This window comes from Klebsiella sp. C283 (assembly GCF_048822555.1).
In the GTDB taxonomy this organism is placed as follows: Bacteria; Pseudomonadota; Gammaproteobacteria; order Enterobacterales; family Enterobacteriaceae; genus Klebsiella; species Klebsiella quasipneumoniae.
On the sequence record NZ_JBMEZS010000002.1, the window covers coordinates 422,734 to 439,324 of the forward strand.

19 protein-coding genes are annotated in these 16,591 nt (G+C 58.5%); 14 read left to right on the plus strand and 5 right to left on the minus strand.

Features of this window, described 5'->3' with window-relative positions; genetic code table 11:
• Positions 1 to 5 precede the first annotated feature (5 nt).
• The 3 genes from ACOI7Z_RS05075 to cybB all read right to left on the minus strand — a co-directional run bounded on the left by ACOI7Z_RS05075 (position 6) and on the right by cybB (position 2,056).
• Positions 6 to 1,124 carry an S-(hydroxymethyl)glutathione dehydrogenase/class III alcohol dehydrogenase gene (locus ACOI7Z_RS05075; RefSeq protein ID WP_087849263.1) on the minus strand — a complete coding sequence of 373 codons (1,119 nt, stop codon included), beginning with the start codon at positions 1,122 to 1,124 and terminating at the stop codon, positions 6 to 8.
• Positions 1,125 to 1,148: 24 nt separating this feature from the next.
• Entirely contained in the window at positions 1,149 to 1,424 is a 276-nt protein-coding gene (locus ACOI7Z_RS05080) for a metal/formaldehyde-sensitive transcriptional repressor (RefSeq protein WP_004202822.1), read from the minus strand.
• Positions 1,425 to 1,528: 104 nt separating this feature from the next.
• Positions 1,529 to 2,056: a cytochrome b561 gene (gene cybB, locus ACOI7Z_RS05085; protein ID WP_023289917.1), complete on the minus strand. Its 528-nt coding sequence runs from the start codon at positions 2,054 to 2,056 to the stop codon at positions 1,529 to 1,531.
• Positions 2,057 to 2,299: 243 nt separating this feature from the next.
• Between cybB and ACOI7Z_RS05090 the strand changes: the two genes are divergently transcribed.
• Positions 2,300 to 2,668, plus strand: a complete 369-nt coding sequence (locus ACOI7Z_RS05090) for a hypothetical protein (protein ID WP_004202826.1) — start codon at positions 2,300 to 2,302, stop codon at positions 2,666 to 2,668.
• 9 nt (positions 2,669 to 2,677) lie between these two features.
• Here ACOI7Z_RS05090 and ACOI7Z_RS05095 read toward each other — a convergent pair whose 3' ends face one another.
• Entirely contained in the window at positions 2,678 to 2,863 is a 186-nt protein-coding gene (locus tag ACOI7Z_RS05095) for a hypothetical protein (RefSeq protein WP_004202827.1), read from the minus strand.
• A gap of 221 nt (positions 2,864 to 3,084) precedes the next feature.
• Here ACOI7Z_RS05095 and add point away from each other — a divergent pair, with 221 nt between their 5' ends.
• Positions 3,085 to 4,086 (plus strand): adenosine deaminase, encoded by a 1,002-nt coding sequence (gene add / locus ACOI7Z_RS05100; protein ID WP_004202835.1) that lies wholly within the window; start codon positions 3,085 to 3,087, stop codon positions 4,084 to 4,086.
• 34 nt (positions 4,087 to 4,120) lie between these two features.
• Here the strand turns inward: add and ACOI7Z_RS05105 are convergent, their stop codons facing one another.
• Positions 4,121 to 5,161, minus strand: a complete 1,041-nt coding sequence (locus ACOI7Z_RS05105; RefSeq protein ID WP_048297638.1) for an oxidoreductase — start codon at positions 5,159 to 5,161, stop codon at positions 4,121 to 4,123.
• Positions 5,162 to 5,351: 190 nt separating this feature from the next.
• On the opposite strand from ACOI7Z_RS05105, the gene blr reads away from it, so the two are divergent.
• The 12 genes from blr to dtpA all read left to right on the plus strand — a co-directional run bounded on the left by blr (position 5,352) and on the right by dtpA (position 16,544).
• Positions 5,352 to 5,489, plus strand: coding sequence for a division septum protein Blr (blr, locus tag ACOI7Z_RS05110; RefSeq protein WP_012541534.1), 138 nt, complete (start codon positions 5,352 to 5,354; stop codon positions 5,487 to 5,489).
• A gap of 115 nt (positions 5,490 to 5,604) precedes the next feature.
• Entirely contained in the window at positions 5,605 to 6,975 is a 1,371-nt protein-coding gene (locus ACOI7Z_RS05115; protein ID WP_048335888.1) for a GH1 family beta-glucosidase, read from the plus strand.
• A 215-nt stretch (positions 6,976 to 7,190) separates the two neighbouring features.
• Entirely contained in the window at positions 7,191 to 7,406 is a 216-nt protein-coding gene (gene ydgT, locus ACOI7Z_RS05120; protein WP_004202843.1) for a transcription modulator YdgT, read from the plus strand.
• Positions 7,407 to 7,481: 75 nt separating this feature from the next.
• Positions 7,482 to 7,922, plus strand: a complete 441-nt coding sequence (locus ACOI7Z_RS05125) for a DUF2569 domain-containing protein (protein ID WP_023289920.1) — start codon at positions 7,482 to 7,484, stop codon at positions 7,920 to 7,922.
• 78 nt (positions 7,923 to 8,000) lie between these two features.
• On the plus strand, positions 8,001 to 8,582 hold the full coding sequence (gene rsxA, locus ACOI7Z_RS05130) for an electron transport complex subunit RsxA (RefSeq protein WP_002907658.1): 582 nt from the start codon (positions 8,001 to 8,003) through the stop codon (positions 8,580 to 8,582).
• On the plus strand, positions 8,582 to 9,160 hold the full coding sequence (gene rsxB / locus ACOI7Z_RS05135) for an electron transport complex subunit RsxB (protein ID WP_004202846.1): 579 nt from the start codon (positions 8,582 to 8,584) through the stop codon (positions 9,158 to 9,160). Before rsxA ends, rsxB begins: the two co-directional genes overlap by 1 nt.
• Complete coding sequence (rsxC, locus tag ACOI7Z_RS05140; protein WP_264947340.1) at positions 9,153 to 11,414, plus strand: electron transport complex subunit RsxC; 2,262 nt, start codon at positions 9,153 to 9,155, stop codon at positions 11,412 to 11,414. Before rsxB ends, rsxC begins: the two co-directional genes overlap by 8 nt.
• Positions 11,415 to 12,467 carry an electron transport complex subunit RsxD gene (gene rsxD / locus ACOI7Z_RS05145; protein WP_032453109.1) on the plus strand — a complete coding sequence of 351 codons (1,053 nt, stop codon included), beginning with the start codon at positions 11,415 to 11,417 and terminating at the stop codon, positions 12,465 to 12,467.
• A gap of 10 nt (positions 12,468 to 12,477) precedes the next feature.
• A complete protein-coding gene (gene rsxG, locus ACOI7Z_RS05150) occupies positions 12,478 to 13,098 on the plus strand; it encodes an electron transport complex subunit RsxG (RefSeq protein WP_032453110.1) in 621 nt (206 codons plus the stop codon).
• A gap of 2 nt (positions 13,099 to 13,100) precedes the next feature.
• On the plus strand, positions 13,101 to 13,799 hold the full coding sequence (locus ACOI7Z_RS05155) for an electron transport complex subunit E (protein ID WP_086075326.1): 699 nt from the start codon (positions 13,101 to 13,103) through the stop codon (positions 13,797 to 13,799).
• Position 13,800: 1 nt separating this feature from the next.
• On the plus strand, positions 13,801 to 14,436 hold the full coding sequence (gene nth / locus ACOI7Z_RS05160; RefSeq protein WP_023289926.1) for an endonuclease III: 636 nt from the start codon (positions 13,801 to 13,803) through the stop codon (positions 14,434 to 14,436).
• Between the two features lie 602 nt (positions 14,437 to 15,038).
• Positions 15,039 to 16,544 carry a dipeptide/tripeptide permease DtpA gene (dtpA, locus tag ACOI7Z_RS05165; RefSeq protein WP_023289927.1) on the plus strand — a complete coding sequence of 502 codons (1,506 nt, stop codon included), beginning with the start codon at positions 15,039 to 15,041 and terminating at the stop codon, positions 16,542 to 16,544.
• Positions 16,545 to 16,591 lie beyond the last annotated feature (47 nt).

Genomic DNA, 16,591 nt, shown 5'->3' on the forward strand with positions numbered 1-16,591 from the left:
AGCGATTACTGGTCGCCAAAGTGGATCACGGTGCGAATCGATTTGCCTTCATGCATCAGGTCAAAGGCCTCGTTAATTTGCGCCAGCGGCAGGCGATGAGTAATAAACGGGTCGAGGCGAATTTTACCCGCCATCGCGTCTTCCACCATTCCCGGCAGCTGGCTACGGCCTTTCACGCCGCCAAAGGCGGAGCCGCGCCACACCCGGCCAGTCACCAGCTGGAACGGACGGGTCTTGATCTCCTGCCCTGCGCCGGCCACGCCGATAATGACGCTCTCGCCCCAGCCTTTATGGCAGCATTCCAGCGCCGCGCGCATCACATTGACATTACCGATGCACTCGAAGCTGAAATCCACCCCGCCGTCGGTCAGCTCAACGATCACATCCTGAATGGGCTTATCGTAGTCGTTGGGGTTGATAAAGTCGGTAGCCCCCATCTCTTTCGCGAGAGTGAACTTATCCGGGTTAGTATCGACCGCCAGAATGCGCCCGGCTTGCGCCTGCACGGCGCCCTGGATCACCGCCAGGCCGATGCCGCCCAGACCAAAGACCGCGACGGTATCCCCAGGCTTAACCTTCGCCGTGTTATGCACCGCGCCGATGCCGGTGGTCACGCCGCAGCCCAGCAGACACACTTTATCCAGCGGCGCCTGCGGATTGACTTTCGCCAGCGAGATCTCAGCGCAGACCGTGTATTCGCTGAAGGTGCTGGTGCCCATGTAGTGATAAATCGGTTCGCCGTTATACGAGAAACGGGTGGTGCCGTCCGGCATCAGCCCTTTGCCCTGGGTGGCGCGCACCGCCTGACAGAGATTGGTTTTACCCGACTTACAGAACTTGCACTCGCCGCATTCGGCGGTATACAGCGGGATGACATGATCGCCCGGCTTAAGGCTGGTGACGCCCTCGCCCACTTCCACGACCACGCCGCCGCCTTCATGGCCCAGCACCGCCGGGAAGACGCCTTCCGGATCGTCGCCGGAAAGGGTGAAGGCATCGGTATGGCACACGCCGGTATGGGTGATTCTCACCAGAACTTCGCCTTTTTTCGGCGGCGCGACGTCAATCTCTACGATTTTTAACGGCTGACCGGGGCCAAAGGCCACTGCTGCGCGTGATTTCATAACTGTCTCTTCCTCGTCGTGATGTTATTTTAAATAAGATCGTAGCAGATGACCGACCTCTGCCATTCTCGCGGCCCGCTGGTCCGGGGTGGTGTCGCCGCTGACCAGCTCGTCCTGCAGGTGGATCTCCACCATTTCGCCCATCAGACCGTTTGCCGCCCCGCGAATCGAGGCGATCTGCTGCAGGATAGTCATACAGGGTTCGCCGGACTCCAGCGCGCGTTCAAGGGCTTCAACCTGACCGCGGATGCGGCGTACGCGGCTGAGGGCCCGTTTTTTATCTTCAGGTGAATGTGGCACGATAACGCCTCCGTATCATATAGGGGGGTATACTATATTTTATTAGCCGCAAAGGCAAAAAAAACCCCGTCGCGGGACGGGGTCTGAATGTTGAAGCGAGTGATTCAGCGCTTACGGGGCATCATTCGCAGCAGGGTATTATCTTTCCACCAGTAATGATGGAGCAGCGCGGCAAAGGCATGCAGGCCAATCACGAAGTAACCGGCATTCGCTAACCATTCATGGATCGCTTTCAGGGTGTCCACCCGCTCAAAATCGCTCTGCGGGGCATACGGCATCGTCAGGCCAAAGGCGTACCAGGGATTCCCGCGCCAGTACATCATCACCATGCCGATCAGCGGCAGGGCAATAAACAGCAGATAAATAACCAGATGGCCGAGATGGGCGAAACCGGTCATCATTGGCGACGGCTTCGGCACGATCGGCGGCGTAGGCGTTTTCAGCCGCACCAGCAAACGCGCCGCCATCAACACGCAAATGGCGATCCCGCAGGAAACATGAATCATATTAATCAGCGGCCGATCGCTGCGGGGAAAAAAACCGCGCAGCTCCATCGCCGCATAGGCCACCACCACCAGCAAGAAGACCAGCCAGTGGATGCCAATCTGCAGGCCGGAATATTTATCGCGCATGGAATATCCTTAATGGAAAGTGTGATGCTGCCAACATAGCGGCCTTCCCTTAAATTTTCATTAACCTTTACGTTGAATTAACAAATGATTACCGCATTGTGTCGAGCCGCTGCACCCGGGCCACGCGAACGGGCGCCGGATACCATGAGCTATTACAAAATTAAACAGTTTTGTTACCTGCCGCCGCGCTCTCCCCTCTATAGTTGAGAACATCTGTCGGCCACGCTGCGTATGGAGATAAAAATGAAGAAAATTAGCTTACCGCTATTGCTGCTGACCGCGTTGGCCAGCCCGACTTTCGCCGCGGACTGTCAGCCTAACGGCATCGGCGGCTCATTTTGCATTAACGATGACGGGACCACCACCGACACGGTGCCGAATGAAGTCAACGGTATGGATACGTATTCGAACAATGGCGGGTATAGCAGTTCTCTGCCCGACCAGTCGGGGGCAGAGGAAGCGCTTGAAGGGTCAACGCTGTCGACACAGCAGGACAGCGTCGCCAGCAGCGGTCAGGGAGACAGCGCCCTGGCGGGGCGCGACTGGCATTCGCCGTCCAATCTGAATGATGGCGCCGCCACCTCCAGTATGAGCCTGCTGGATAAACCCTGAGGCCTGGCGTCAGGCAAAGCTCCAGCCTGCGGCGCCGATGGCGACGGCGAACAGCAGGCAGGCCAGCGCCGTTTTGCGTAACAGCATGGTATAGAAGGAGATGGCGACGCCAACGAATACCACCAACAGAATGGGCCACATGCTTAATAACAACAGCAGAAAACCCTCAATATTATTATGGATTACGCTTTCCACATCCGCATCCCTGCCTCATCGTCGATAAAGTAAGCAGAATTTAATATGTAACATGAATACATTCAAATAAAATATAAATGTAAATGATTATGCGCCGCATTCTGCTGCGCCGGCCGGGCCTGGCGCAGGCGTTTGTTTCTTTTGCCTTTTTTCAATCGTTTTAAAGCGTTAGGTATCTGTTGTATAATGACGTGCACTTTAACTAAAAAAAGAGTGCGACCATGATTGATTCCTCATTGCCATTAACCGACATTCACCGCCACCTTGACGGTAACATCCGGGCCCAAACCATCCTCGATCTTGGCCGCGAGTTTAACATCACCCTTCCCGCTACCACCCTTGACACGCTGCGTCCCCACGTCCAGGTCACCAGCCTGGAGCCCGATCTGGTCAGTTTTCTCGCCAAGCTCGACTGGGGGGTGAAAGTCCTGGCCTCGCTGGAAGCCTGCCGTCGCGTGGCGTATGAGAACGTCGAAGACGCGGCGCGCAATGGCCTGCACTACGTGGAGCTGCGCTTCTCCCCCCGCTATATGGCGATGACCCACCAGCTGCCGGTCGACGGCGTGGTAGAGGCAGTGATCGCCGGGGTACGTGAGGGGTGCCGCGATTTCCAGGTCGATGCCCGCCTGATCGGCATTTTAAGCCGCACCTTTGGCGAAGCGGCCTGCCAGGAAGAGCTGGCGGCCCTGCTCGCCCACCGCGATGGCATCACCGCCCTCGACCTCGCTGGCGATGAGCTGGGATTCCCGGGGGCGCTGTTCCTCAGTCATTTTAACCAGGCCCGCGATGCCGGGTGGCATATCACTGTCCACGCTGGCGAAGCGGCCGGCCCGGAAAGTATCTGGCAGGCCATCCGTGAACTGGGCGCCGAGCGCATCGGCCATGGGGTAAAAGCGGTACAGGATCCCGCCCTGATGGACTATCTGGCCGAGCACCGCATCGGGATTGAGTCCTGCCTCACCTCGAACGTGCAAACCAGCACCGTGCCCTCTCTGGCCCAGCATCCGCTGAAGCAGTTCCTTGAGCACGGCGTGCTGGCGAGCCTCAACACTGACGATCCGGCGGTCCAGGGGGTCGACATTATCCACGAATACACCGTGGCGGCGCCGGCGGCGGGGCTGAGCCGGGAGCAGATCCGCCAGGCGCAGATCAACGGACTGACTCAGGCGTTTCTCAGCGAACAGGAAAAAGCCGCGCTCATTCAGCGGGTGGCCAAAGGCTGATTACCGGCCCGGCAGCCGCGCTGCCGGGCTTTTTTCACACCAGGCTGAGCGTGGCGCGGTGCCGGGCCGACTCGATACCGAGCTCAATCAGGGTCATGATCTGAATCGCCTCGCTGGCCGGGACCGGGTTTTCTCCCACCCCGTTGAGCGCATCGCGGATAGCGGCATAGTAAGCGGGATAATTGCCCGGCAGCGTCAGCCACGTCTCCTCGCTGCGTTCGTCGCCTTCGGCGCGAGTGAGGGTACCGTCACGCATATCATACCCCCAGTCCTCCTGCGGCAAACGTTCGCCATTTTTCAACCGCTCCTCCTGCGGGTCGAGACCGTACTTGATATAGCTGGCCCGCGAGCCGTGGACGATAAAGCGCGCGCTCTCCGCGGCGGCGAGCAATGTGCCGTGCAGCACCACCCGCCGCTGGGGATAGGCCAGCACCGCGTGAAAATAGTCAGTGGATTGCGCGCCGGGCCGAAGCTGAGCGAGATCGACCGTGATGCTCACCGGCAGACCAAACAGCGCCACCGCCTGGTCGAGCAGATGCGGTCCAAGATCATACCAAATTCCGCTCCCGGGGCCCGCCTGCTCCCGCCAGCGCTGGCGCACCTGCGGCCGGAAACGGTCGAAATGTGATTCGAAGTAACCCACTTCTCCCAGCTGGCCTTCGTTGATCAACGTTCTGACCGTTAAAAAATCACTGTCCCAACGCCGGTTGTGAAATACCGACAGCACCCGACCACAGTGCTTCGCCAGGCTCTCCAGCTCGCGAGCCTGTGACAGTGTCACGGTAAAGGGTTTATCCACCACCACGTGCTTCCCGGCCTCCAGCGCCGCTTTCGCCAGTGGGAAGTGCGTGTCGTTCGGCGTGGCGATGACCACCAGATCGATCTCCGGGTCGTTCAGCAATTCACTCGCCGCACTGACCACCTTCACGCCAGGCCAGTCGGCATGAACTTTGGCCGCGTCGCTGCTGGAGACCGTCGTCAGCGCCAGGCCCGATGTGCCGCTGATTAACGGCGCATGAAACGTTTTGCTGGCATAGCCATAGCCCACCAGCCCCACCCGGATCGCATCACTCATGTTACCGCCTCGCTTATTCAGCTGATGTCAATATCTGGTTAATGAGAATATTCTTACAAACCGCGACTCAAACTTATCATTTTTCCACGTAAGGTTTTACCGCATGCGTGCAAAATCAGACAGATACCCCTTGTGATCTGCTGACCATGGAGTAACATTTCCCACTGTGTTCAAAGGATATTGAAGTGTTATGACGACTGTTTTTACCCGTATTGTAGAACTTATTGGCTGGATTGTTTTTGGGATTTCCGCACTGCTTTTGGTTATCGCGCACCATATTGATAATTACCAGTCGCCACCGCCAGCGGATGTGGTGCAGACAAAGTAGCGCCGCCGTGAAACAGTGACCTGCTTCGCAACTGTGCAACCGGTTTCAGAAACCGGTTGCACAGCTCTCCTTGCTTTGATTACACTCCCTCTATCATCAGACTGGGAGCTTTATCATGGCCGCTTTTCCGCAACATTTTTTATGGGGTGCCGCTACCGCAGCGTATCAGGTCGAAGGTGGGCACGACGCTGACGGTAAAGGACCGTCAATCTGGGATATTTACTCTCACCTGCCGGGAACCACCTTTGAAGGGACCACCGGCGATATCGCCGTCGATCACTATCACCGTTTTCGCGAAGACGTGGCGTTGATGGCCGAGATGGGTCTGCAGAGCTATCGCTTTTCCATCTCCTGGCCCCGCCTGCTGCCCACCGGGCGCGGCGAGGTTAATGAAGCAGGCGTGCAGTTTTATAGCGATCTGATCGATGAACTGCTGGCGCATAATATTGAGCCGATGATCACCCTCTATCACTGGGACCTGCCGCAGGCCCTGCAGGATGAGGGCGGCTGGGAAGCACGCAGCACCGCTGAGGCCTTCGCCGAGTATGCCCGCCTGTGCTACGCGCGCTTTGGTTCGCGGGTGAAGCTGTGGGCAACCTTTAACGAGACCATTGTCTTCATCGGCCACGGCTACATTAACGGCCTGCATCCCCCGGCCGTTCGCGATCCGGCGCGCGCCATCCAGGCCTGTCATCACGTATTTATCGCCCATGCGCTGGCGGTGAAGGCTTTTCGCGAGATGGCCGTGGCGGGCGAGATTGGTTTCGTCAATGTGCTGCAGCCGCATACCCCACTCACCGACAGCGAGGCAGACCGGCAGGCTACCGACCTGGCTGACGCCATCCATACCCACTGGCTGTACGATCCGGTGCTAAAAGGCGCCTATCCTGCTGCCCTGCTGGCGCAGACTCAAGCGCTGTGGGGCGTACCGCGCTTTGCTCCAGGGGACGACGCGCTGCTGCGAGACAACCGCTGTGACTTTATCGGTCTGAATTACTATCGTCGGGAAACGGTATCCGCCCAGCCGCCCGAAATCCCCACCGGCGGCGAGCCTGGCGTGGAGGGGTTATTCTATTTCGTGCGTAATCCGCAAAGCACCTATACCGAATGGGGCTGGGAGATCTGGCCGCAGGGGCTGACCGACGGCATTATGATGATCAAGGCGCGCTATGGCGATATCCCGATCTATATCACCGAGAATGGCCTTGGGGCGAAAGACCCGATTATTGCCGGTGAGGTGGTCGACGATCCGCGAATCGACTATCTGAGCAGCCATATTGGCGCCCTGGAAAAGGCGCTGGCGCAGGGAGCGGACGTCCGCGGCTATTATCCCTGGTCGTTTATCGATTTGCTGAGCTGGCTCAACGGTTATCAAAAGCAATATGGCTTTGTCTATGTGGACCACCAGCAAAATCTGGCACGCAAACGAAAGAAGAGTTTTTATTGGTACAAATCTGTTATTGCCAGCCGCGGCGAACAGCGTTAATCTTCTCCTGCGGGCGCCATTCGGCGCCCGGTCTGATTTAGAATATTCTTAAACATCTCCCTGCTCTTCAAGGCTGGCTTTGCCCCTTGTCATGGGTTTATATAACCTGAATCATGCCACGCGGCCCCGGCAGAAGGCGCCGTTGGTTGAGAGTAGGTTTAGTGAATGCTGATAATATTCAACGTAATTATTCCGATTATAAAATGGATACGAAAATGACCGTTCTGGACTATTTATTAAAATTCCGCAAAATCAGTTCGCTGGAAAGTCTTGAAAAACTATTTGATCACCTTAACTACTCCCTGACTGACACCGAAGAGATCGTTAATATGTATCGCGCCGCCGACCATCGCCGGGCAGAGCTGGTTTCCGGTGGTAAATTGTTCGATGTGGGCCAGGTGCCTAAATCCGTTTGGCGATTCGTGCAGTAAGACTGTCATCCTTCACGCCAGTTGCTTATACTTCCCGGCCTGCTTTTATATACTGGCGTTGAATAGGGGAAAAACATGACGTCTCAATCTGCGGAGCGCATCGGCGGCTGGCTGTTGGCACCGCTGGCCTGGTTGCTGTTGGCGCTGTTGAGCGCCTCGTTATCGCTGCTATTTTTTGCCAATGCCCTCATGTCGCCGCAGACCTGGGCCCTGCTGCGCGCCATGAGCACCGGACACATGGCGCTGTGGGTCGCCTCGCTGCTGTTTGCCATCGCCATGTGGTTTTATACGCTCTGGCTGACCATCGCCTTTTTCAAGCGGCGCTCGCTGGTGCCGAAACACTATATTATCTGGCTGCTCATTACGCTGTTGCTGGCGATAAAGGCGTTTGCCTTCTCCCCCGTTTCGGATGCCCTTGCTCTGCGTCAGCTACTGTTTCCGCTGCTGGCCGCCGCGCTGCTGGCGCCCTATTTTCGCCGTTCACAGCGGGTCAAACGGACCTTTGTTAATCCGTAAAAACCCCACACTTAACCTGTTGTCGCCGGTATCGTTTTATTCGATAATAAGCGGCTTTTTTTCGTTTCAGGTCGCATGATGGCTGATTATTTACTGCTCTTTATCGGTACTGTCCTTGTCAATAACTTCGTTTTAGTGAAGTTCCTTGGCCTGTGCCCGTTTATGGGTGTTTCCAAAAAGCTGGAAACCGCAATGGGAATGGGGCTCGCGACCACCTTCGTGATGACCCTGGCCTCTATTTGCGCCTGGCTGATTGATACCTGGATCCTTATCCCGCTAAATTTGGTTTATTTACGTACCCTGGCCTTTATTCTGGTTATCGCCGTGGTGGTTCAGTTCACTGAGATGGTGGTGCGTAAAACCAGCCCGGCGCTTTATCGCCTGCTGGGGATCTTTTTGCCACTGATCACCACCAACTGCGCGGTGCTTGGGGTGGCGCTGCTGAACATCAATCTGGGCCACAATTTCCTGCAGTCGGCGCTGTACGGTTTTGCCGCCGCCGTCGGCTTCTCGCTGGTGATGGTGCTGTTCGCGGCGATCCGCGAGCGTCTGGTGGTGGCCGATGTCCCCGCGCCGTTCCGCGGTAATGCCATCGCGCTGATTACCGCCGGTTTAATGTCTCTGGCCTTTATGGGCTTTAGTGGTTTGGTGAAGTTGTAATGAGCGCAGTCTGGATAGCCGTGATCGCCATCAGCCTGTTAGGGCTGATTTTCGGCTTAATACTGGGGTACGCGTCGCGCCGTTTCGCGGTGCAGGACGACCCGGTGGTGGAAAAAATTGATGAACTGTTGCCGCAGAGCCAGTGTGGGCAGTGCGGCTACCCTGGCTGCCGCCCCTATGCGGAAGCGGTGGGCGTGCAGGGTGAGAAAATTAACCGCTGCGCGCCGGGTGGCGAAGCGGTGATGTTAAAAATCGCCGCCCTGCTCAACGTCGACCCGCAGCCCGTCGACGGCGACGAGCAGGCAGCCGAGCCGGCCCGCATGCTCGCCGTGATTGACGAGCCGAACTGCATCGGCTGCACCAAATGTATTCAGGCGTGTCCGGTGGATGCCATTGTCGGGGCGACCCGCGCCATGCATACCGTGATGAGCGACCTGTGCACCGGCTGCAACCTGTGCGTTGCCCCCTGCCCGACCCAGTGCATTTCACTCGTTCCGGTGGCGACGACCCCGGAGACCTGGAAATGGGATCTGCATACGATCCCGGTGCGAAATATTCCTGTGGAACAACATGTTTAAGCTATTTTCCGCTTTCCGAAAAGACAAAGTCTGGGATTTTAACGGCGGTATTCACCCGCCGGAGATGAAAACCCAGTCAAACGGCACCCCGCTGCGCCAGGTTTCCCTGCCGCAGCGCTTTGTGATCCCGCTGAAGCAGCATATCGGCGCCGAAGGCGAACTGTGCGTCAAGGTCGGCGACCGGGTGCTGCGCGGCCAGCCGCTGACCCGCGGTTGGGGAAGAATGCTGCCGGTTCACGCTCCCACCTCCGGCACCGTTGCCGCTATCGCCCCGCACACCACTGCCCATCCGTCCGCGCTGGCGGAGATGAGCGTGATCATTGACGCCGACGGCGAAGACCGCTGGATCGAACGCGACGGCTGGAGCGACTATCAGACCCGCACCCGTGAAGCGCTGATTGAGCGCATCCACCAGTTTGGCGTTGCCGGCCTCGGCGGCGCGGGCTTCCCCACCGGCAGTAAACTGCGCGGCGGCGGCGATAAAATTAAAACGCTGATCATTAACGCCGCCGAGTGCGAACCCTATATCACGGCGGACGACCGTCTGATGCAGGACTGCGCGGCGCAGATTGTCGAAGGGATCCGCATCCTTGCCCATATTCTGCAGCCTGACGAGGTGCTGATCGGCATTGAAGACAATAAGCCGCAGGCCATCTCGATGCTGCGGGCGGTGCTTTGCGACGCCCATGGCATTTCGCTGCGCGTGATCCCCACCAAATACCCCTCCGGCGGCGCCAAGCAGCTCACCCAAATTCTCACCGGCAAACAGGTACCCCACGGTGGTCGCTCTTCGGACATTGGCGTGCTGATGCAGAACGTCGGTACAGCCTATGCGGTGAAACGCGCAGTGATCGACGGCGAGCCGTTAACCGAGCGCGTGGTCACCCTCACCGGCGAGGCGGTAACCCGGCCGGGCAACGTATGGGCGCGCCTTGGCACGCCGGTGCGCCATCTGCTTAACGACGCCGGCTTCTGCGCCAGCGCCGAGCCGATGGTGATCATGGGCGGGCCGCTGATGGGCTTTACCCTGCCGGGGCTCGACGTCCCGGTGGTGAAGATCACCAACTGTCTGTTAACGCCCTCCGCCAGCGAAATGGGCGAGCCGCAGGAAGAGAAAGGCTGCATTCGCTGCAGCGCCTGCGCCGACGCCTGCCCGGCCGATCTGCTGCCGCAGCAGCTTTACTGGTTCAGCAAAGGCCAGCAGCACGATAAAGCCACCGCCCACAATCTTTCGGACTGCATCGAATGCGGCGCGTGCGCGTGGGTATGCCCAAGCAATATTCCGCTGGTGCAGTACTTCCGTCAGGAGAAAGCCGAGATCGCGGCGATTCGTCAGGAAGAGCAGCGCGCTGCGGAAGCCAAAGCGCGATTCGAGGCCCGACAGGCGCGCCTGGAGCGTGAGAAAGCGGCCCGCGCCGAGCGGCATAAAAAAGCCGCCGTCCAGCCTGCCGCCAAAGATCAGGATGCGATTAACGCCGCCCTGGCCCGGGTACGTGATAAACAGCGCGACGCCGTGCAGCCTATCGTGATTCAGGCCGGCGCCAGACCGGACAACAGCGAGGCGATCGCCGCCCGCGAAGCGCGAAAGGCCGAAGCCCGGGCGCGTAAAGCGCAGCAGCAGGCCGCGCCGGCGGAAACTCCGTCGACCGACGCTGCCGATCCACGCAAAGCGGCCGTGGAAGCCGCTATCGCCCGCGCCAAAGCGCGCAAAGCCGAACAGCAGGCCGCGCCGGCGGAAGCCCCGGCGGCCGAGCCGGCCGACCCGCGTAAAGCCGCGGTGGAAGCCGCCATCGCCCGCGCCAAAGCGCGCAAAGCCGAACAGCAGGCCGCGCCGGCGGAAGCCCCGGCGGCCGAGCCGGCCGACCCGCGTAAAGCCGCGGTGGAAGCCGCCATCGCCCGCGCTAAAGCGCGTAAAGCCGAACAGCAGGCCGCGCCGACGGAAGCCCCGGCGGCCGAGCCGGTCGACCCGCGTAAAGCCGCGGTGGAAGCCGCCATCGCCCGCGCCAAAGCGCGCAAAGCCGAACAGCAGGCCGCCCCGGCGGAAGCCCCGGCGGCCGGGCCGGTCGACCCGCGTAAAGCCGCGGTGGAAGCCGCCATCGCCCGCGCCAAAGCGCGCAAAGCCGAACAGCAAGCCGCCCAGGCGGAAATCGCGTCAACCGCAGCCAATGACGACCCACGCAAAGCGGCCGTCGCCGCGGCGATCGCCCGCGTTCAGGCGCGCAAAGCAACACAGCAGGCAGTTAACGAGGAATAAATGGTTTTCAGAATCGCAAGCTCCCCCTATACCCATAACCAGCGGCAGACTTCGCGCATTATGCTGCTGGTGCTGCTCGCCGCCGTGCCTGGCATTGTGGTCCAGACATGGTTTTTCGGCTGGGGCACCGTCCTGCAGATTGTCCTCGCCGCTCTGACGGCCTGGGCAATGGAAGCCGCTATTCTCAAACTGCGCAAACAGCCTGTTGCGTCCACCCTGAGGGATAACTCCGCCCTGCTCACTGGCCTGCTGCTGGCGGTGAGTATTCCGCCGCTGGCCCCCTGGTGGATGGTGGTGCTCGGCACCGCCTTTGCCATAGTGATCGCCAAGCAGTTGTACGGTGGACTCGGCCATAACCCCTTCAACCCGGCGATGATCGGCTACGTCGTGCTGCTGATTTCGTTCCCGGTGCAGATGACCTCCTGGCTGCCTTCATACGAGATTGCCGCCCATATCCCGGCGTTCAGCGATACGCTGCAGATGATCTTTACCGGTCATACCGCCGCCGGAGGCGACATGGCCAGCCTGCGGCTGGGTATCGACGGCATCAGCCAGGCAACCCCGCTGGATACCTTCAAAACCTCCCTGCATGCCGGACATAGCGTCCAGCAGGTACTGCAGTTGCCGGTTTACGGCGGCGTTCTGGCGGGCCTGGGCTGGCAGTGGGTGAATATCGCCTGGCTGGCGGGCGGACTGTTTCTGCTGTGGCAGAAAGCGATCCGCTGGCATATCCCGGTCAGCTTCCTCGTCAGCCTTGGCCTGTGCGCGACCCTCGGCTGGATCTTCTCGCCGCAGAGTCTGGCCTCGCCGCAGATGCATTTGCTCTCCGGAGCCACCATGCTTGGCGCCTTCTTTATTCTGACCGACCCGGTGACGGCTTCGACAACCAACCGCGGCCGTCTGATCTTTGGCGCCCTCGCCGGCCTGTTGGTGTGGCTTATTCGTAGCTTCGGCGGTTACCCGGACGGCGTGGCGTTTGCCGTTCTGCTGGCGAATATTACCGTGCCGCTGATCGATTACTACACCCGTCCGCGCGCGTATGGCCACCGTTGAGAGAGCGAAGATGTTAAAAACCATGCGAAAACACGGCGTCACGCTGGCGCTGTTTGCCGCCGGCTCCACCGGGCTAACGGCGGCGATCAATGAGTTGACCAAAAGCACCATCGACCAGCAGGCGGCACAGCAGCAGAAAGCGTTATTCGACCAGGTTTTACCTGCCGACCGCTATAATAACGATCTGCTCAAGAGCTGCTATCTGGTCAGCGCCCCGGCGCTGGGCAAAGGCCAGCATAAAGTGTGGATAGCCAAAAATAACGACCAGCCGATCGGCGCGGTCATGGAAGCCACCGCGCCGGATGGCTATTCCGGAGCGATCCAGCTGCTGGTGGCCGCCGATTTTAGCGGCACGGTCCTCGGCACCCGCGTGACCGAGCATCATGAAACCCCGGGTCTGGGGGATAAAATCGAGCTGCGCCTGTCGGACTGGATCACCCATTTTACCGGGAAAGTCATCCACGGCCAGGGCGACAGCCACTGGGCGGTCAAAAAAGACGGCGGCGATTTTGACCAGTTCACCGGCGCCACCATCACCCCCCGGGCGGTGGTCAATGCCGTTAAGCGCGCAGGCCTGTATGCACAAACGCTGCCTGCGCAACTTCCAGAATTCAGCGCCTGTGGAGAGTAACCATGAGCGAAGTTAAAGACGTCATCGTCCAGGGTCTGTGGAAAAACAACTCCGCTCTGGTTCAGCTGTTAGGGATGTGTCCCCTGCTGGCGGTCACCTCGACCGCCACCAACGCCCTTGGGCTGGGTCTGGCGACGACCCTGGTGTTGACCCTGACCAACCTGACCATCTCCAGCCTGCGCCGCTGGACCCCGGCGGAGATTCGGATCCCGATCTACGTGATGATTATCGCCTCGGTGGTGAGCGTGGTGCAGATGCTGATCAACGCCTATGCGTTCGGTCTGTATCAGTCGCTGGGGATTTTTATCCCGCTTATCGTCACCAACTGCATCGTGGTGGGCCGCGCCGAAGCCTTTGCCGCCAAAAAAGGACCGGCGCTGTCGGCGCTGGACGGCTTCTCTATCGGTATGGGGGCCACCTGCGCGATGTTCGTGCTGGGCTCCCTGCGCGAAATCCTCGGCAATGGCACGCTGTTTGACGGCGCCGACAGCCTGCTTGGCAGTTGGGCAAAGGTCCTGCGCATCGAGGTTTTCCATACAGACACTCCTTTCCTGCTGGCTATGCTGCCGCCAGGCGCCTTTATTGGCCTCGGCATGATGCTGGCGGTAAAATACCTTATCGATGAACGTAGCAAGCAGCGGAAGGCGCAGGCGGCCCGGGCCGACTCTGTCGCACCGTCTGACGCGACAGGGAAAGTGTAATATGAACAAAGCCAAACGCCTGGCGATCCTTACCAGGCTGCGGGACAACGATCCCCACCCCACCACCGAGCTGCACTTCAGCTCGCCGTTTGAGCTGCTGATTGCCGTCCTGCTCTCGGCGCAGGCGACCGACGTGAGCGTCAATAAAGCGACCGCCAAACTCTACCCGGTGGCCAATACGCCTGCGGCGATGCTGGCGCTGGGGGTGGAGGGCGTGAAATCCTATATCAAAACCATCGGCCTGTTTAACAGCAAAGCGGAAAACGTCATCAAAACCTGCCGGATCCTGCTGGAGCAGCACAACGGCGAGGTACCGGAGGACAGAGCGGCGCTGGAGGCGTTGCCCGGCGTGGGCCGCAAAACCGCCAACGTGGTGCTAAATACCGCCTTTGGCTGGCCGACGATCGCCGTGGACACCCATATCTTCCGCGTTTGCAACCGGACGCAATTCGCCCCCGGGAAAAACGTCGAACAGGTGGAAGAGAAGCTGCTGAAGGTGGTTCCCGCCGAGTTTAAGGTCGACTGCCATCACTGGCTTATTCTGCACGGCCGTTACACCTGTATCGCTCGCAAGCCGCGCTGTGGCTCCTGCCTGATTGAAGACCTTTGCGAATTCAAAGACAAAGTCTACGCCTGAGCGTTTTACTCACGACCATAGCCTAACTTTGGGTTATGGTCCGCATTTGACTATTTAACCCGCCGTTAACACCAGATAAACCGCATTTTCATGGGTTATTATCCGGTTATATAACAAACAACCAGCTCATTCATTTTTTAGCGACGCAAAATTTCTATACATTTGTGATCCAGATCATGCTCGCAACTCGATGTTGAAAGAATGTTATTAAAATGGAAATAAAAGTCAGGCAATACAACGGCTGATCAAAGATCACCAGGATAATAAGCCATGAATTTTTAGGATAATGGACCATATCACTGCTTTATTGCGCAATCAGTAGAATATATCGCCTTTCCGGGGAAAATGGGCGAATCAAAAAGATAAAAATAGCAGCGATAACGTAACGGTGAAATTTAACTCTGGATAACATTCATATGTCCGGAGCATTATACCGCCCTGATTATGTGTAACAGATTATTACAAAGGCCTTGCCTGATGCGCCAGGATAGTGAACATTACCTGCCGTTTTCCCTCCAAGAATAACTATAAAGGCGGCGGTCCAACGAGATTGCGCCCCGAACACCCCCCAGTAAATATGGGATGTAAAAAAAGAGGTATATGTGTCTACTGCAAACAATAAACCAGCAGAAAGCGTGAGTCTGAACGCTTTCAAACAACCACGCGCGTTCTATCTCATTTTCTCGATCGAGTTGTGGGAGCGTTTTGGTTACTACGGCCTGCAAGGGATCATGGCCGTTTACCTGGTAAAACAGCTGGGTATGTCGGAAGCGGATTCCATTACTCTGTTCTCCTCCTTTAGCGCGCTGGTTTATGGCCTGGTCGCCATTGGCGGCTGGCTGGGCGATAAAGTGCTGGGTACCAAACGCGTCATTATGCTGGGCGCTATCGTGCTGGCCATCGGCTATGCGCTGGTCGCCTGGTCCGGTCATGACGCCGCTATCGTCTATATGGGTATGGCGACTATCGCCGTCGGTAACGGCCTGTTTAAAGCCAACCCGTCTTCCCTGCTTTCTACCTGCTATGACAAAAACGATCCGCGTCTGGACGGTGCATTTACCATGTACTACATGTCCATCAACATCGGTTCGTTCTTCTCGATGCTGGCAACTCCGTGGCTGGCCGCGCGTTTCGGCTGGAGCGTCGCCTTCGCCCTGAGCGTGGTGGGGATGGTGATCACCATCATTAACTTCGCCTTCTGCCAGAAATGGGTGAAACAGTACGGTTCAAAACCGGACTTTGCCCCGGTGCATATGGGTAAACTGCTGGCGACCATCGCTGGCGTGGTGGTGCTGGTCGCTATCGCTACCTGGCTGCTGCACAACCAGGGTATCGCACGCATGGCGCTGGGCGTCATCGCGCTGGGTATCGTGGTGATTTTCGCCAAAGAGGCGATGGGCCTGAAAGGCGCCGCGCGTCGCAAAATGATCGTCGCCTTCCTGCTGATGGTAGAAGCGATCGTCTTCTTCGTACTGTACAGCCAGATGCCGACCTCTCTGAACTTCTTTGCTATCCGCAACGTGGAGCACTCGATCCTCGGCCTCGCCTTCGAGCCGGAACAGTATCAGGCGCTGAACCCGTTCTGGATCATGATTGGTAGCCCTATTCTGGCCGCCATCTATAACAAGATGGGCGACCGCCTGCCGATGCCGCACAAGTTCGCTATCGGTATGGTGCTGTGCTCCGGCGCGTTCCTCGTCCTGCCTTTAGGGGCGAAGTTCGCCAGCGACGCCGGTATCGTCTCGGTTAACTGGCTGATTCTGAGCTACGCGCTGCAGTCTATCGGTGAGCTGATGATTTCCGGCCTCGGCCTGGCAATGGTCGCTCAGCTGGTTCCCCAGCGTCTGATGGGCTTCATTATGGGCAGCTGGTTCCTCACCACCGCCGGTGCGGCAATCATCGCCGGGAAAATCGCCAACCTGATGGCGGTACCGGAAAACGTCACCGATCCGCTGGTGTCGCTGGAAGTGTATGGCCACGTGTTCCTGCAGATCGGTATCGTCACCGCGGTCATCGCCGCCCTGATGCTGCTGACCGCGCCGAAGCTGAACCGAATGACTCAGGACGACAGCGCGGACGTAAAAGCACGCGAAACCGCGGCAGCCTGACGCCGCAGGGAAAACCAATTATTTTTAAGCCGCTAACGTTAGGTTAG

Excerpts from the sequence above, each read along its gene's own strand:
- ACOI7Z_RS05075 (WP_087849263.1), bottom strand. The coding sequence starts at position 1,124 with ATGAAATCACGCGCAGCAGTGGCCTTTGGCCCCGGTCAGCCGTTAAAA.
- cybB (WP_023289917.1), bottom strand. The coding sequence starts at position 2,056 with ATGCGCGATAAATATTCCGGCCTGCAGATTGGCATCCACTGGCTGGTC.
- ACOI7Z_RS05090 (WP_004202826.1), top strand. The coding sequence starts at position 2,300 with ATGAAGAAAATTAGCTTACCGCTATTGCTGCTGACCGCGTTGGCCAGC.
- add (WP_004202835.1), top strand. The coding sequence starts at position 3,085 with ATGATTGATTCCTCATTGCCATTAACCGACATTCACCGCCACCTTGAC.
- ACOI7Z_RS05105 (WP_048297638.1), bottom strand. The coding sequence starts at position 5,161 with ATGAGTGATGCGATCCGGGTGGGGCTGGTGGGCTATGGCTATGCCAGC.
- blr (WP_012541534.1), top strand. The coding sequence starts at position 5,352 with ATGACGACTGTTTTTACCCGTATTGTAGAACTTATTGGCTGGATTGTT.
- ACOI7Z_RS05115 (WP_048335888.1), top strand. The coding sequence starts at position 5,605 with ATGGCCGCTTTTCCGCAACATTTTTTATGGGGTGCCGCTACCGCAGCG.
- ydgT (WP_004202843.1), top strand. The coding sequence starts at position 7,191 with ATGACCGTTCTGGACTATTTATTAAAATTCCGCAAAATCAGTTCGCTG.
- ACOI7Z_RS05125 (WP_023289920.1), top strand. The coding sequence starts at position 7,482 with ATGACGTCTCAATCTGCGGAGCGCATCGGCGGCTGGCTGTTGGCACCG.
- rsxA (WP_002907658.1), top strand. The coding sequence starts at position 8,001 with ATGGCTGATTATTTACTGCTCTTTATCGGTACTGTCCTTGTCAATAAC.
- rsxB (WP_004202846.1), top strand. The coding sequence starts at position 8,582 with ATGAGCGCAGTCTGGATAGCCGTGATCGCCATCAGCCTGTTAGGGCTG.
- rsxC (WP_264947340.1), top strand. The coding sequence starts at position 9,153 with ATGTTTAAGCTATTTTCCGCTTTCCGAAAAGACAAAGTCTGGGATTTT.
- rsxD (WP_032453109.1), top strand. The coding sequence starts at position 11,415 with ATGGTTTTCAGAATCGCAAGCTCCCCCTATACCCATAACCAGCGGCAG.
- rsxG (WP_032453110.1), top strand. The coding sequence starts at position 12,478 with ATGTTAAAAACCATGCGAAAACACGGCGTCACGCTGGCGCTGTTTGCC.
- ACOI7Z_RS05155 (WP_086075326.1), top strand. The coding sequence starts at position 13,101 with ATGAGCGAAGTTAAAGACGTCATCGTCCAGGGTCTGTGGAAAAACAAC.
- nth (WP_023289926.1), top strand. The coding sequence starts at position 13,801 with ATGAACAAAGCCAAACGCCTGGCGATCCTTACCAGGCTGCGGGACAAC.